Consider the following 15,383-nt stretch of genomic DNA (forward strand, 5'->3'; position numbering starts at 1 on the left):
TTTAAGTAATTTTTGTTAGGTTTAGCAGCCCCACAGAAAACGAGTAAGACGAGTAATAAACAGATAGTTTGAATTCCTTTTTTATTTTTTGAAATTAAAACAAAACTAAGTAGCAACATCCCAGCAATTAAACTAATAAGACTAAACACAGCATTTCCTCCTTATTCTTTCTCAAGTTTAATTATAGATGTTATCAAATTGAAATGGAACACTTCGGAGTAATATAAAGCAGAAAAATAGACATTATATGCTATATTAAATATAAAAAGAAGGTAAGATAATGGTGAAAAAAATATATGAATTTAATTCAACAATATATTCTTCGGAAGTTGGCAAAGGGGGCGCCTATGTTATTTTTCCATTTGATATTCGTGAAGAATTCGGTAAAGGTCGTGTCAAAGTTCAAGTTGAATTTGAAGGAATACCTTATGAAGGTAGTATTGTGAATATGGGAGTTAAAGATTCAAAAGGAAACATTTGCTATATTATAGGAATTAAAAAAGATATCCGTCAGATATTAAAAAAAGATATTGGAGATATTATTACTATAAATGTACAAGAGAAGGAGGACAGGTAAATGTCTAATCACAAAATTTTTGATATGTCAGTTGCAAGTGTTTATCCATTGTACTTGAAAAAAATTGAAAAAAAAGGCAGAACAAAAGAAGAGTTAGATCAAGTGATTACTTGGTTAACAGGCTATGATGCACTTAGTCTAGATGAGCAATTAAAGAAAGAAACCTCATTTCGAGATTTTTTTGAAGAGGCACCTGAATTTAATGAGAATGCTAAATTAATAAAAGGGGTTATTTGTGGTTATCGTGTGGAAGAAATTGAAGACTCTCTAATGCAAAAAATAAGATATTTAGATAAACTGGTAGATGAATTGGCAAAAGGAAAAAAGATTGAAAAAGTGTTGAGAAGTTAATGGGTATTTGCTTTTTTTTAGGATTGCCTTTAAAATAGGATATAAATGAAAAGTTTTCTTGAAAAAGAAAGCTTTTTTCATTTCAAAAAAGGAAAGTAGGAATGAAATAAGTTGAGAATTGGTATGCGCACAATAAAAACAGGGTTAAGCGTGTTTATTTGTATTTTAATAAGTTTTATTTTTCATAGAGAAACCTATGTTGTTTCATCTATAACAGCAGTTTTTACCTTGAGAGAAGATATGTATAATACGTTAAAATTTGGCAGACATAGAGTGGTTGGAAATATTATGGGAGCAATGTTTTCAGTAGTTGCCATCTTTATTTTTAATCAATTTGGTGACGGAAATCTTGTTCAGTTATTCGCAATCCCGTTATTAATTACATTGATGATCTGGTTATTATCAGTGGCAAATTGTTATGAGGGAACAGTTGGGGCTTGTGCTACATTTTTAACCATTCTTTTTATGATTCCAGATAATCAATCTTATAGTTATGCTTTAGCTCGTGTTTTAGATAGTTTTATTGGAATGTTTGTGGCATTTGGTATGAACGTTGCTATTCCTTGTCGTTATAAAAGAATGGAAAAAGCAGAAAACAATTTTGAGTAGATCACTTGAAATTGTTTTTTTTGCATAACAAAAAGGTATCCATCCATATAAAATGATTGAATACCTTCGTCAATAGCTGGAATCTTCCACAGTTGATTACTCCTTAACTAGTTGATTTAAATTGTTTTTTGCTTCTTCAATAGTAGAACCTTGTGCTGAAATATTTTCATTGTTTGCATCAAAGACAATAAAGATATTTGCCTCAGTGTCTAAAGTTATACGATATTGAATTGCTTGATTGTTAAATACCATAATAAATTCTCCTTTCGCTTGTTTCTTTTTAAAGAAAGGCATAAACTTTCATGGTAACAAAATTCCTACACTCAATCTAACATAGCTATTTATTTTAAGCAAGAGAAAAATGTGTAAATTTCATGGATACTTCATAAATTTTTATTAAGATAAGAGGTGGCTAGTTTTATTAATTCGTTATTTTTATTGAAAGTTTTATTTCGAATTCAAAAAAAACATAGTATACTAGATGTATTAATAAGGATTGGTGTAAATAATATGGTTTTTTATTTTGTAGGATTAATTTTATGTGCAATAGGTGTGTTATATCTAGTGTTTCCTTCTAAACAGCGGGTTAATAAGTACGGATATAGAACACAAAGAGCTAAAATGAGTGACAAAAGTTACGAATTTGCTCAAAAAGAAGCAAGTAAAACCTTTCTTTTAATTGGAATACCCACTTTTATTGTTGGTTTCTTATTGAAACAATTTGGTTTTGTTCATTTTTTTATTATCGAAGTTCTCTTGATTGGAATACCAATAATCAGAATTTTTTACTTAATGGAAAGAAAACTTGAAAAATTTAATGACGAAGAAGGAGAGACAGTAAATGAAATTACTAATGATCGAGGATAATGAATCAGTTTCAGAAATGATGAAAATGTTTTTCTTAAACGAAGAATGGGATGTTACGTTTGAATACGATGGAAAAGACGGGTTAGATAAATTTTTAGCAAGCCCTGAAAGTTGGGATATGATTACGTTGGATTTAAATCTACCAACAATGGATGGTGTTACTGTTTGTCGTGAAATAAGAAAAGTATCGACAACTGTACCCATTATTATGTTGACAGCAAGAGACTCTGAAAGTGATCAAGTGATTGGCTTAGAAATGGGAGCAGATGATTATGTGACCAAACCATTTAGTCCGATTACACTTATTGCTAGGATCAAGGCACTTCATCGCCGCGCTGCATTAATTGAAGATACTGAAAAAACAACAAACGATATTGATTCGGCATTCGACGTAATTACGGAACATTTTAAAATGAATACAAAAACGAGAGAAGCGTACCTTGATGATCAGTTAGTAGATGGTTTAACCCCTAAAGAGTTTGACTTATTATTAACTTTAGCTAAAAAACCAAGACAAGTTTTTTCAAGAGAAAAATTATTAGAACTTGTTTGGGATTATCAATATTTTGGTGACGAAAGAACAGTTGATGCTCATATTAAAAAATTAAGACAAAAGATCGAAAAAGTTGGACCTCAAGTTATTCAAACCGTTTGGGGAGTTGGCTATAAATTCGATGATTCAGGAGTCGGTGAGTAATGCGTTATTTGCTACAACAAATGATTGCTTTTTTTGCGATTATTTTAACAGTTCTTTTAATTTTTGGTGTTGCCTTTACAAGAATTACAAAAACAACGGTGAAGGAAACAACCTATAACCAGTTAAAGGGATACTCAACAACGATTATAGATAACATGGAGGAGCAAAACTGGACGTTAAAGCAGTCTCTTGATACGACTAATGCTATTGTAAAGAATCAACATGTCGGTTTTTATTTGTTGGATAAAAATAGAACAGTTACTTATCCACCAAGTATTGAAAATCAATCAGCTAAAAATTTGATTTCTAATGAGGAATTAAAAGATTTACAAGATGGTAAATCCATCAAAAAAACCGTTGTTAATTCTTTAGAAAATAAAAAAACAATGATTGCAGTTTTTATTCAACCACTTTTTTCTGCACCTAATTTAGATTATGAAGGAGCATTAATTGTGTGGCAACCAAGTAGCAACATTGAAAAAAGTGTTAGTTCTGTCACACAAAATCTTTTTAAAGGTTTTATTATTTCCACAGTTATTGCTTTGATTATTAGTTATATCTTGGCGAAGTTTCAAGTTAATCGAATTAATCGAATGCGACGAGCAACTAATCAAATTGCTGCAGGTAACTTTGATGTTTATTTGGATGTAAAAAATAACGATGAATTAGATGACCTTGCTCAAGACTTCAATCAAATGGCAGTCGCTCTAAAAGAGTCCCATATCGAAATTGAGCGTCAAGAAGAGCGAAGGCGAAATTTTATGGCTGACGTTGCTCATGAAATGAGAACACCGTTAACAACAATTAACGGATTGTTAGAAGGTCTTGCTTACAAAGCAATTCCAAAAGATCAAGAAGAAAAATGTATTACACTTATGCAAAATGAAACAAGACGTTTAATCAGATTAGTTAATGAAAATCTTGATTACGAAAAAATCTTAACCAATCAAATTAGCATCGCGATTCAAAAATTAAATGCAACAGAAATTCTTGAAACGTTAGTGGATCAACTAAGTGGAAAAGCAAAAGACAAGAATGACGAAATTATCTTAGAAACAACAGAACCAGTTGAAGTGTATGCTGATTATGATCGTTTCGTACAGGTTATGGTTAATATAATAACGAATGCAATTCAATTTACAGAAGACGGACAGATAACGCTCAGTGTTTCAAGAGGTTACATGGAAACAAATGTAAGTGTGAGTGATACAGGAATTGGTATGTCTGAGGATCAAGTGAAGAACGTTTGGGACAGATATTACAAAGCAGATCCATCTCGAAAAAATACAAAATATGGTGAATCTGGTTTAGGTTTATCTATTGTAGATCAGCTTGTAAGGCTTCATGGTGGAACGATAAAAGTTGAAAGTGAAGTTAATGTAGGAACCACTTTTACGATTAGTTTTCCAGACCAAATACCAGAGGAAGGATAGATTTTTCTATCCTTTTTTTTGTTTGACTATACCTAATCGCTTTTTTTTGATACACTTTAGTAGACATAAAATGTAAGGATGAGAATATGACCGAAAACTATAGCTATCCATTAAATCCTGAGTGGACAACTGAAGAGATGATAAAAGTTGTTAATTTATGGGGGAAACTAGAGGAAACCTATGAAAATAAAATGACAGCCGAATCTTTTCTAGCAACTTATACAGAGTTTAAAACAGTCGTTAAAAGTATTGGTGAAGAAAGACAATTAGGAAGAGATTTCGAAGAGTTATCTGGTTATTCTTTGTACCGTGTTGTTAAGCAAGCAAAAGCTCAGAAAACAGGTCCGTTAAACAGAAAGGATTTTTAATCAATGAGTAAAGTAAAACTAATGGAACAAGTTGTTGATTGGATTACTGAAGCTGCTCGAGAGGTTAAGCAAAAGCTTGAACACCCACTGTTGGTCGAAGAAAAGAGCAATCGACATGATTTAGTCACTAATGTTGACAAAGAAACAGAAAAATTCTTAGTTGAAAAAATTAGAGCTCATTACCCAAATGATTTAATTTTAGGTGAAGAAGGTTTGGGAGATACTATCTCCGATACTAAGGGGAGAATTTGGTTAATCGACCCAATTGATGGCACGTTAAATTTTGTTAAGCAACAAGAAAATTTTTGTATTATGATTGGAATCTTTGAAGATAATGAACCTGTTTTAGGATTTATTTATGATGTTATTAAGAATGAATTTGCTTATGGCGGAAAAGAAACAGGAGTCTTTTTAAACGGAGAACCTATCAAAAAGATTGAAAACATTGGTTTAAAAGATGGACTGATTGGAATTAATAGTGGAATGTTTGCTAAAAATTTTTCAAATGCTCAAAATATTGGATTTGAAGCTGTCGGTATTCGTATGTTAGGATGTGCTGGTCTTGACTTTTTAAATATTTTACGAGGCAAGCAAAATGGGTATATTTCCCATTTGGCTCCTTGGGATTTTGCAGCAGGTGTAGCGTTAGGAATCCCATTAGGACTTAAATGTTCCAAATTTGATGGTAGTGATTATAGTATTTTAGATGGTAGGCAATATTTCGTTGTTGCTACGGAAAAAACTTATCAAGATATTTTTAAATAGTTAATTTTTTGTAAAAAAAGTCGAAATGAAAACTTTTCACTTTTTTTCAGTCGTTTTTTTTGTTATAATAAACAGTCGGAAAAATTAGGCGAACAAGGTTCGTCTTTTGTTTTAATAGAGTGAGGAGAGTCTAAGATAGTGAAATTAAGAGAAGATATTCGTAACGTGGCAATTATAGCCCACGTTGACCATGGTAAAACAACGTTGGTAGATGAATTGTTGAAACAGTCAAACACATTTGATAGCCACACACAGATTCAAGAAAGAGCAATGGATTCAGGAGATATCGAAAAAGAACGTGGTATTACTATTCTAGCTAAAAATACAGCGATTAATTACAAAGACAAACATATCAACATTTTAGATACACCAGGACATGCGGACTTTGGTGGAGAAGTTGAACGTATCATGAAAATGGTTGATGGTGTTATCTTAGTTGTAGATGCGTATGAAGGCACAATGCCTCAAACACGTTTCGTATTGAAAAAAGCCCTAGAACAAAAACTAACACCAATCGTGGTTGTTAATAAGATTGATAAAGCAACTGCTCGTCCTGCTGAAGTAGTAGACGAAGTGTTAGAATTATTAATCGAATTAGGTGCAGATGATGACCAATTAGAATTCCCAGTTGTTTATGCATCAGCTGTTAATGGTACAACAAGTTTATCAGATGATCCAGCAGACCAAGAGTCAACAATGAACTATGTTTATGATGCTATCTTAGATCACATTCCAGCTCCTGTTGACAATAGTGACGAACCATTACAATTCCAAGTATCTTTATTAGATTACAGCGAATATGTTGGCCGTATCGGTATTGGTCGTGTGTTCCGTGGAACAATTAAAGTTGGTGATCAAGTAACATTAATGAAACTTGATGGAGAAGTTAAGAAATTTAGAGTAACTAAATTATTAGGATTCTTTGGTTTAGACCGTGTAGAAATCCAAGAAGCTAAAGCAGGAGATTTGATTGCAGTCTCTGGTATGGAAGATATTTTCGTTGGAGAAACTGTTACACCTGCTGATCATCAAGAAGCGTTACCAATCTTACATATTGATGAACCAACATTACAAATGACATTCTTAGTAAATAATTCACCATTTGCAGGTCGCGAAGGTAAATTTGTTACTGCTAGAAAAATTGAAGAACGTTTATTAAATCAATTACAAACTGACGTTTCATTAAAAGTTGAAGAAGCTGGATCTCCTGATAGATGGACTGTTTCAGGCCGTGGAGAACTACATTTATCAATTTTGATTGAAAACATGCGTCGTGAAGGGTTTGAATTACAAGTTTCAAGACCAACTGTAATTTATCGTGAAGTAGATGGCACTGTATGCGAACCGTTTGAAAGAGTTCAAATTGACACACCTGAAGAATATATGGGTGGAGTTATTGAATCTTTAGGTCAACGTAAAGCTGAAATGCAAGATATGATTAATTCTGGAAACGGCCAAGTTCGTTTGATTTTCTTAGCACCAGCTAGAGGATTAATTGGTTACTCAACTGAATTTATGTCATTAACTCGTGGTTATGGAATTATGAACCATACGTTTGATTCATACTTACCAGTTCTTTCTGGTTTAGTAAGTGGTCGTCGTAATGGTGCGTTAGTTTCAATTGACCAAGGAAAAGCAACAACATACAGTATTATGAGTATCGAAGAACGTGGAACTGTTTACGTTGAACCAGGTACTGAAGTATATGAAGGTATGATTGTAGGTCAAAATAGTCGTGAAAATGACTTAGGCGTTAACATTACGAAAGCTAAGCAAATGACTAACGTTCGTTCAGCTAATAAGGACCAAACATCAGTTATTAAGAAACCGAAAATTCTTTCATTGGAAGAATCTTTACAATTCTTAAATGACGATGAATACTGTGAAGTAACACCAGAAAGCATTCGTTTAAGAAAACAAATCTTAAACAAAGCTGAACGTGAAAAAGCGGCTAAACGTAAAAAAACAGCAGATAACTAGAAACAAGTGAGAGATTGGAGTTTTTTGATTCCAGTCTCTTTTTTTATTGAGATAATCATCAAAAAAGTGTGGTTTAAATCGCGAAATTATTCTCATTTTAACAGCTATTTCTCTTGATTTTTGCTATAATGGAAAAGATTTGATAAGAAAGGGTGTTCGTACATCATGAATAATAAAGATAGTCTAATTCAAGGCTTAAATGAAAAACAAAAAGAAGCGGTAATGCACACAAATGGACCGCTTTTAATTATGGCTGGAGCAGGCAGTGGTAAAACACGTGTCTTGACCCATCGAATTGCTTATATTATTAATGAAAAAGATATTAATCCGTGGAACATTCTTGCGATTACCTTTACAAATAAAGCAGCACGGGAAATGAAAGATCGTGTCATTAAAATTTTAGGGCCAAGTGGTGAAGATGTGTGGGTATCTACCTTTCACTCTATGTGTGTCCGTATGTTACGGCGAGATGTAGATGTAATTGGTTATAATCGCAACTTTACGATTTTAGACAGTAGTGACCAATTAACTTTAATGAAACGGATATTAAAAGAAGAAAATATTGATTCAAAAAAATATGATCCAAGAAGTATGCTAAGTGCCATTAGTAATGCTAAAAATGAATTATTAACACCTAAATTATACGAAGAAAAATATACAGGCTTTTTTGAAAAAGTGGTAGGAACATGTTATAAACGTTATCAAAAAGAATTGAGACAAAATCAATCTATGGATTTTGATGATTTAATTATGTTAACGATTCGCTTACTTCAAACAAGTCCTGATATTTTAGCTTATTATCAAAATAAATTTCAGTATATTCATGTGGATGAGTATCAAGATACAAACCATGCACAATATACGTTAGTTAATATGTTAGCTAAACGGTTTGAGAATTTGTGTGTTGTTGGAGATGCTGATCAAAGTATTTATGGGTGGCGTGGAGCTGATATGCAAAATATTTTAGATTTTGAAAAAGATTATCCAACATCAAAAACTATTTTATTAGAGCAAAATTATCGCTCGACAAAAAATATTTTACAGGCTGCTAATAGTGTCATTGAAAGAAATGACAATCGTAAAAAGAAAAATCTTTGGACAGATAATAATGACGGTGAAAAAGTTGTTTATTACCGAGGTGAGAATGAAAGAGAGGAAACACAGTTTATTGTTTCAACTATTCAAAAATTAGTTGCAGAAGAAAATAAAAAATATGGTGATTTTTGTGTGTTATATCGAACAAACGCAATGAGTCGTGTGGTAGAGGAAACATTTCTAAAATCAAATATTCCTTATAAAATGGTTGGTGGTCATAAGTTTTATGATCGTAAGGAAATTCGTGATATTTTAGCTTACTTAAATGTTATTTCAAACGAGATGGACTCATTAAGTTTTGAGCGTGTTGTTAATGTGCCTAAAAGAGGTATTGGTCCAGGAACTGTACAAAAACTAAGAGATTTTGCTGAAATTCATGAATGGTCCCTACTGCAAGCAGCTGTTGATATCGACTTAACAAATATCACTGGAAAAGCTCACAATGAACTAGCTGGTTTTGGAGCCATGATGCAAGACTTTAAGCAAATGATTCCTTTTTTAAGTGTGACTGAACTAGTAGAACAAGTCTTGGAAAAAAGTGATTATCGCGATGACTTAAAACGTCAAAACACCTTAGAAGCTCACTCAAGATTAGAAAATTTAGAAGAGTTTTTATCAGTAACACAGGAATTTGATAAACGATTTGAAGCAGGGGAATATGACGATAATGAGTTAGAATCAGAAGAAGAAGCACCAAATAAATTAACCTTATTTTTAAATGATTTAGCTCTTGTTGCTGATATCGACAGTCTAGAAGAAGATCAAAGTCAAGTGACTTTCATGACGCTCCATGCAGCAAAAGGCTTGGAATTCCCATTTGTCTTCTTAATGGGAATGGAAGAAGGTGTCTTCCCACTTTCACGTGCTATTTTAGAAAACGATGAATTAGAAGAAGAGCGTCGTCTGGCTTATGTAGGAATAACAAGAGCAGAAGAAAAACTATTCCTGACAAATGCTTTTAGCCGTACACTTTACGGTCGTACTCAGTATAATCGTCCGTCAAGATTTCTAGGTGAAATTGACGAAAAAGTATTAGAGACATTTGGACAAGAAAATCGAGTCGTTAGACAAACACCGATTGGTGAACGTCCGAAACGTTCAAATTATATCCAACCAGAAAAAACTTCTGTATCAAACAAAGTTCAAACTGGTGGTGAAGCTAGTGCATGGAGTCCTGGAGACAAAGCTGAGCATAAAAAATGGGGCATCGGCACAGTTGTCAAAGTCTCTGGATCAAGTAAAGATTTAGAACTTGATATTGCTTTTCCAGCACAAGGAATTAAACGTTTATTAGCAGCATTTGCGCCAATTAAAAAAGTTGATTAAGGAAGTGATGAGGATTGGATAAAAAACAAGCACAAAGAGAAATGATAGCACTTAACGAAAAGCTAAACCAGTGGGCACATGAATATTATGTTAAAGATATGCCTACAGTTGAAGATGCTGAATATGATAAAATTTATCACCAGCTTGTTGAACTAGAAGAAACATTTCCGGATTTAGTAACATCTGATTCTATTACTCAAAGAATCGGCGGAGAAATTTTAACTGGATTTAACAAAGTTGAGCATCAAGTGCCTATGATGAGTCTGAATAATGCTTTTAATAAAGGTGATTTACTTGATTTTGATAAACGAATAAAAAAATTAACAGATAAAGAAATTCAATATATGGTTGAACTTAAAATTGATGGTTTGGCTATCAATTTACGTTATGAAAATGGTTTATTTATTCAAGGAGCTACTCGTGGAGATGGTGTCATTGGGGAAGATATTACACAAAATTTAAAAACAGTAATGTCAATTCCTTTAAAATTAAAACAGCCTATTGATATTGAAGTTCGTGGTGAGTGTTATATGCCAAAAAAATCGTTCATTCAGTTGAATGAAGCGCGTGAAGCTGATGGTGAGAATGTGTTTGCTAATCCAAGAAATGCAGCAGCTGGAAGTTTAAGGCAACTTGATTCAAAAATTACTTCCAAACGTAACTTAAGTACGTTCATTTATACGGTAGCAGAAACATCTTCCTTTGATTTTTCAACGCAAGCAGCTTCTTTAGATGAACTAGATATAATTGGCTTTAAAACAAACCATCAACGACAATTATGTCAGTCAATTGAAGACGTTTGGGATTACATTGAAAATTTTTTGGATAAAAGAAATGAACTTGATTATGAAATTGATGGCATCGTTATTAAAGTAAATGATTTTTCAGCTCAGAAAGACATAGGCTTTACGGTTAAGGCACCTAGATGGGCGATTGCTTACAAGTTTCCAGCAGAAGAAGCAGAGACAATTATTCGTGACATTGAGTGGACAGTCGGTCGAACAGGAGTAGTGACTCCAACGGCAGTAATGGATCCTGTTCAACTTGCAGGAACAACAGTATCCAGGGCAAGTCTGCATAATGTTGATTTAATAAAGGAAAAAGACATTCGATTATTGGATTCTGTAATGATTCATAAAGCAGGAGATATTATCCCAGAAGTAACTAGAGTTCTAGTCGATAAACGCCGCACAGATAGTAAGGTATACGAATTTCCAACACATTGTCCAGCTTGTGGATCTGAACTTGAAAGAATTGAATCAGAAGTAGCGTTAAGATGTATGAACCCAATGTGTCCTGCACAAATTAAAGAAGGATTAAACCATTTTGTTTCTCGAAATGCAATGAATATTGATGGTTTAGGTCCAAAGGTTTTAGAACAAATGTACGATAAAGAAATAATTAAAAATGTTGCAGATTTATATTTTGTCACAGAAGAAGAATTATTAACATTGGATAAAATTAAAGAAAAATCAGCTAATAATATTTTAACCGCAATCAATAATAGTAAAACTAATTCTCTTGAAAAATTATTATTTGGTTTAGGTATTCAACATGTAGGTTCTAAAGCTGCTAAGCTAATTGCTGAAAAATTTAAAGAATTAGATGCTGTGATGTCAGCAACTAAAGAGGAAGTCAGTGGCATTGACACGATTGGTCCTGTTATTGCAGATAGTTTAGAAAAATATTTTGCTAATGAAGAAGTTCATGAGTTGATTGCCGAACTTAAAAGAGCAGAAATTAATCTTACTTATTTAGGTAAGACTCTAGAAGACTTATCTCATGTTGAGTCACCTTTTAAAGATAAAACGATTGTATTAACTGGAAAGCTGACACACTTTAACCGAAATGAAGCCAAAGAAAAAATAGAAGCTTTAGGTGGGAAAGTCACAGGCAGTGTTTCTAAAAAAACAGATATTGTTGTTGCAGGTGAAGAAGCTGGTAGTAAGCTTGAAAAAGCATTAAAATTAGAAGTTACTGTATGGAATGAAGAACAAATGGTTTCAGCCATTGAAAATAGTACTAAAGTTGAATAGAATAGTATAGTGGATAAAAACATGATTTTCAGGAATAAGGAGCGAAAAATAATATGGCAATATCTAAAGAAGAAGTAAAACGCGTTGCTCATCTTTCTAAATTATCAGTAGATGATAATGAATTAGAAATGTTTACAACTCAAATGGGTAACATAATAGAAATGGTAGAACAATTGGAGAGCGTTGATACAAAGGGTGTTCCTTTTACGTCAAATGTGGCATCTGAAATGACTGTTTTACGTGAGGATATTGTAATCCAAAGTGAAACAAGAGATGAATTAATGAAAAACGTGCCAGAATCTAAAGATGGATTTATTAAAGTTCCTGCGATTATGGACAATGGGGAGGCAGGAGCATAATGAGTCATTTATATGAATTAACAGTTAAAGAACTATCAAATAAAATTCAATCAAAAGAAGTAACGGTTGAAGAGGTTATTAAAGATTCATTTGAGCGTATTAATGCAACAGAAGAAAAAATAGAAGCATTTATTACATTGAATGAAGAAAAAGCATTAGAATCAGCTAGAGAATTAGATAAAAAGGGACCATCAACAGATATGCCTTTAGCAGGTATTCCGATTGGCATTAAAGATAACATCGTAACAAAAGATTTATTAACAACAGCTGGAAGTAAAATGTTGTATAATTTTAATCCACCTTATGATGCAACGGTCATGACAAAAATTTATGAAGCAGGAATGATTCCTGTTGGTAAAATGAACATGGATGAGTTTGCTATGGGCTCTTCAACAGAAACTTCTTATTTCAAGAAAACTAAGAATGCGTGGAGTGATGAAAAAGTTCCAGGAGGCTCATCAGGTGGTTCAGCAGCAAGTGTTGCGGCTGGTCAAATTCCAGCTTCTTTAGGAACGGATACAGGTGGTAGTATTCGCCAACCGGCTTCTTACAATGGAATTGTTGGCGTGAAACCAACATATGGTCGTATTTCTCGTTTTGGCTTGATAGCCTTTGCTTCAAGTCTAGATCAAATTGGGCCAATGACACGTACAGTAGAAGATAATGCAATGGTATTAAATGCTATTTCAGGACATGATGTTCATGATAGTACAAGTGCTAAAAAAGAAGTGCCTGATTTTACCTCGTTAATTGGTAAAGATATCAAAGGCATGAAAATCGGTGTACCTAAGGAATTCATGACAGATGGTGTTGATCCAATGGTTCGTGAATCAATTCAAAAAGCGATGGAAACTTACCGTCAATTAGGCGCTATCGTTGAAGAAGTAAGTCTTCCTCATTCAAAATATGGCGTACAAGTTTATTATATTATTGCTTCATCTGAGGCCTCATCTAACTTGCAACGTTTCGATGGTATTCGTTACGGCTATCGTTCTGAAAATATTGAGAACTTAGAAGATGTTTATGTTAAATCACGCTCTGAAGGTTTTGGAGATGAAGTAAAACGTCGTATTATGCTAGGAACATTCTCACTAAGTTCAGGTTTTTATGATGCGCATTTTAAAAAAGCTGGTCAAGTAAGAACATTAATCATTGAAGACTTTAAAAAAGTGTTTAATGACTATGATTTGATTTTAGGGCCTGTGTCACCAACTATTGCTCATAACTTTGGCTCAGATAAAGATGATCCGGTAACAGCTTATATGAGAGATGTTTTAACAATACCAGTAAACTTAGCTGGTCTTCCAGGAATTAGTTTACCATGTGGTTTCTCAGAAGGTATGCCAATCGGTTTACAATTAATCGGAAACTACTTTGAAGAAGAAAAAATGTATCAAGCAGCTGATGCATTTGAAAAAGCAACAGAGTTTCATAAAATGAAACCAGTTATTTTAGGAGGTAATGCTTAATGAATTTTGAAACAGTTATCGGATTAGAGGTTCACGTGGAGTTAAAAACAGACTCTAAGATCTTCTCATCCTCTGCCGCTCACTTTGGTGCAGATCCTAACACAAATACAAACGCTGTTGACTTTAGTATGCCAGGCGTTTTACCAGTAATGAATAAGCGTGCGCTAGAATATGGTATGAGAGCCGCTCTAGCTTTAAATTGTACTATTTCTCAATCTACCCATTTTGATCGTAAAAATTACTTTTATCCAGATAATCCTAAAGCATACCAAATTACTCAAGATGATGAGCCGATTGGACATGATGGTTGGATTGAAATTGAAGTAGAAGGTAAAAAGAAAAAGATCGGGATCGAACGTGTGCATTTGGAAGAAGATGCAGGTAAAAACATTCATGGCACTGATGGTTATTCTTATGTTGATTTAAATCGTCAAGGAACGCCACTGATTGAGATTGTTTCAGAAGCGGATATGCGCTCGCCAGAAGAAGCCTATGCTTATTTAGAGGCTCTTCGTTCAATTATCCAGTTCTCTGGTGTTAGTGACGTTAAAATGGAAGAAGGATCAATGCGTTGTGACGCAAATATTTCTTTACGCCCTTATGGCCAAGAAAAATTTGGAACAAAAGCAGAACTTAAAAATTTAAACTCATTAAATAATGTTAAAATGGGCTTGATTCATGAAGAAAAACGCCAAGCAAAAACATTGTTATCAGGTGGAGAAATTCAACAAGAAACAAGAAGGTATGATGAAACAACAAAATCAACTATTTTGATGCGTGTTAAAGAAGGCGCAAGTGATTATCGCTATTTCCCAGAACCAGATGTTCCTCGTGTTGAAATTTCTGATGAATGGGTAGAAAGTGTTCGTCAAAGTATTCCTGAACTACCAGCAGCAAGACGTATACGTTATGTTGAAGAATTAGGATTACCAGAATATGATGCGATGGTATTAACTCTATCAAGAGATATGTCGGATTTCTTTAATGCAACACTAGACGAAGGGGCAGATGCTAAACAAGCTTCTAACTGGTTAATGGGTGAAGTTTCTGCTTATCTGAACAGTGAAAAAATTGAATTACTAGATACTAAATTAACGCCAAATAATTTAGCTGGTATGATTAATTTGATTGCTGATGGTACAATAAGTTCTAAAATTGCTAAAAAAGTATTTAAAGAATTAATTGAAAATGGTGGAGATGCAAAAGAAGTTGTTGAAGAAAAAGGACTTGTTCAGTTATCTGATCCGGCTCAATTGTTACCAGTAATTAATGATATTCTTGATGGAAATGCACAATCAATTGAAGACTTTAAAAATGGTAAGGGCAGAGCAGTTGGCTTCTTAGTAGGTCAAATTATGAAAGCAACAAAAGGTAAGGCAAACCCAGGGGTTGTTAATAAACTATTGAATGAAGAACTATCAAAAAGATAAGCTCTTCTAGATAAGGAGAAG

At 33.4% G+C, this 15,383-nt stretch carries 15 protein-coding genes; 14 read left to right on the top strand and 1 reads right to left on the bottom strand.

Annotated elements, in window-relative coordinates:
- Positions 1-283: 283 nt before the first annotated feature.
- From RR554_RS01445 to RR554_RS01455, 3 genes are all read left to right on the top strand, one after another.
- Entirely contained in the window at positions 284-577 is a 294-nt protein-coding gene (locus tag RR554_RS01445; RefSeq protein ID WP_332467316.1) for a DUF1905 domain-containing protein, read from the top strand.
- Positions 578-928: a DUF2200 domain-containing protein gene (locus tag RR554_RS01450; protein ID WP_332462527.1), complete on the top strand. Its 351-nt coding sequence runs from the start codon at positions 578-580 to the stop codon at positions 926-928.
- 123 nt (positions 929-1,051) lie between these two features.
- Complete coding sequence (locus RR554_RS01455) at positions 1,052-1,537, top strand: FUSC family protein (RefSeq protein WP_332462528.1); 486 nt, start codon at positions 1,052-1,054, stop codon at positions 1,535-1,537.
- A gap of 96 nt (positions 1,538-1,633) precedes the next feature.
- Here the strand turns inward: RR554_RS01455 and RR554_RS01460 are convergent, their stop codons facing one another.
- A complete protein-coding gene (locus RR554_RS01460) occupies positions 1,634-1,789 on the bottom strand; it encodes a hypothetical protein (RefSeq protein ID WP_185847518.1) in 156 nt (51 codons plus the stop codon).
- 258 nt (positions 1,790-2,047) lie between these two features.
- Here RR554_RS01460 and RR554_RS01465 point away from each other — a divergent pair, with 258 nt between their 5' ends.
- From RR554_RS01465 to gatB, 11 genes are all read left to right on the top strand, one after another.
- Positions 2,048-2,404, top strand: a complete 357-nt coding sequence (locus RR554_RS01465; protein ID WP_332462529.1) for an SdpI family protein — start codon at positions 2,048-2,050, stop codon at positions 2,402-2,404.
- A complete protein-coding gene (locus RR554_RS01470) occupies positions 2,379-3,101 on the top strand; it encodes a response regulator transcription factor (RefSeq protein ID WP_332462530.1) in 723 nt (240 codons plus the stop codon). Before RR554_RS01465 ends, RR554_RS01470 begins: the two co-directional genes overlap by 26 nt.
- Positions 3,101-4,534, top strand: a complete 1,434-nt coding sequence (locus RR554_RS01475; RefSeq protein WP_332462531.1) for a HAMP domain-containing sensor histidine kinase — start codon at positions 3,101-3,103, stop codon at positions 4,532-4,534. Before RR554_RS01470 ends, RR554_RS01475 begins: the two co-directional genes overlap by 1 nt.
- Before the next feature lie 86 nt (positions 4,535-4,620).
- Positions 4,621-4,902, top strand: a complete 282-nt coding sequence (locus RR554_RS01480) for a UPF0223 family protein (RefSeq protein ID WP_332467281.1) — start codon at positions 4,621-4,623, stop codon at positions 4,900-4,902.
- 3 nt (positions 4,903-4,905) lie between these two features.
- Complete coding sequence (locus RR554_RS01485) at positions 4,906-5,667, top strand: inositol monophosphatase family protein (RefSeq protein ID WP_332462533.1); 762 nt, start codon at positions 4,906-4,908, stop codon at positions 5,665-5,667.
- A gap of 138 nt (positions 5,668-5,805) precedes the next feature.
- Complete coding sequence (gene typA, locus RR554_RS01490) at positions 5,806-7,647, top strand: translational GTPase TypA (RefSeq protein ID WP_332462534.1); 1,842 nt, start codon at positions 5,806-5,808, stop codon at positions 7,645-7,647.
- A gap of 165 nt (positions 7,648-7,812) precedes the next feature.
- Positions 7,813-10,068, top strand: coding sequence for a DNA helicase PcrA (gene pcrA / locus RR554_RS01495; protein ID WP_332467282.1), 2,256 nt, complete (start codon positions 7,813-7,815; stop codon positions 10,066-10,068).
- A 41-nt stretch (positions 10,069-10,109) separates the two neighbouring features.
- Positions 10,110-12,104 (top strand): NAD-dependent DNA ligase LigA, encoded by a 1,995-nt coding sequence (gene ligA, locus RR554_RS01500; protein WP_443081312.1) that lies wholly within the window; start codon positions 10,110-10,112, stop codon positions 12,102-12,104.
- Between the two features lie 53 nt (positions 12,105-12,157).
- Positions 12,158-12,463 carry an Asp-tRNA(Asn)/Glu-tRNA(Gln) amidotransferase subunit GatC gene (gene gatC, locus RR554_RS01505; RefSeq protein WP_332462537.1) on the top strand — a complete coding sequence of 102 codons (306 nt, stop codon included), beginning with the start codon at positions 12,158-12,160 and terminating at the stop codon, positions 12,461-12,463.
- Positions 12,463-13,932 (top strand): Asp-tRNA(Asn)/Glu-tRNA(Gln) amidotransferase subunit GatA, encoded by a 1,470-nt coding sequence (gene gatA, locus RR554_RS01510; RefSeq protein WP_332462538.1) that lies wholly within the window; start codon positions 12,463-12,465, stop codon positions 13,930-13,932. The genes gatC and gatA overlap by 1 nt, the downstream gene beginning before the upstream one ends.
- Positions 13,932-15,362 carry an Asp-tRNA(Asn)/Glu-tRNA(Gln) amidotransferase subunit GatB gene (gene gatB / locus RR554_RS01515; protein WP_332462539.1) on the top strand — a complete coding sequence of 477 codons (1,431 nt, stop codon included), beginning with the start codon at positions 13,932-13,934 and terminating at the stop codon, positions 15,360-15,362. The genes gatA and gatB overlap by 1 nt, the downstream gene beginning before the upstream one ends.
- Positions 15,363-15,383 lie beyond the last annotated feature (21 nt).

This window comes from Vagococcus sp. (genome assembly GCF_036639995.1).
Taxonomy (GTDB): Bacteria; Bacillota; Bacilli; order Lactobacillales; family Vagococcaceae; genus Vagococcus.

What these genes read in the sequence shown, in the direction of transcription:
- RR554_RS01450 (WP_332462527.1), top strand. Translation starts at nt 578, where the DNA reads ATGTCTAATCACAAAATTTTTGATATGTCAGTTGCAAGTGTTTATCCA.
- RR554_RS01455 (WP_332462528.1), top strand. Translation starts at nt 1,052, where the DNA reads ATGCGCACAATAAAAACAGGGTTAAGCGTGTTTATTTGTATTTTAATA.
- RR554_RS01460 (WP_185847518.1), bottom strand. Translation starts at nt 1,789, where the DNA reads ATGGTATTTAACAATCAAGCAATTCAATATCGTATAACTTTAGACACT.
- RR554_RS01465 (WP_332462529.1), top strand. Translation starts at nt 2,048, where the DNA reads ATGGTTTTTTATTTTGTAGGATTAATTTTATGTGCAATAGGTGTGTTA.
- RR554_RS01470 (WP_332462530.1), top strand. Translation starts at nt 2,379, where the DNA reads ATGAAATTACTAATGATCGAGGATAATGAATCAGTTTCAGAAATGATG.
- RR554_RS01475 (WP_332462531.1), top strand. Translation starts at nt 3,101, where the DNA reads ATGCGTTATTTGCTACAACAAATGATTGCTTTTTTTGCGATTATTTTA.
- RR554_RS01480 (WP_332467281.1), top strand. Translation starts at nt 4,621, where the DNA reads ATGACCGAAAACTATAGCTATCCATTAAATCCTGAGTGGACAACTGAA.
- RR554_RS01485 (WP_332462533.1), top strand. Translation starts at nt 4,906, where the DNA reads ATGAGTAAAGTAAAACTAATGGAACAAGTTGTTGATTGGATTACTGAA.
- pcrA (WP_332467282.1), top strand. Translation starts at nt 7,813, where the DNA reads ATGAATAATAAAGATAGTCTAATTCAAGGCTTAAATGAAAAACAAAAA.
- ligA (WP_443081312.1), top strand. Translation starts at nt 10,110, where the DNA reads ATGATAGCACTTAACGAAAAGCTAAACCAGTGGGCACATGAATATTAT.
- gatC (WP_332462537.1), top strand. Translation starts at nt 12,158, where the DNA reads ATGGCAATATCTAAAGAAGAAGTAAAACGCGTTGCTCATCTTTCTAAA.
- gatA (WP_332462538.1), top strand. Translation starts at nt 12,463, where the DNA reads ATGAGTCATTTATATGAATTAACAGTTAAAGAACTATCAAATAAAATT.
- gatB (WP_332462539.1), top strand. Translation starts at nt 13,932, where the DNA reads ATGAATTTTGAAACAGTTATCGGATTAGAGGTTCACGTGGAGTTAAAA.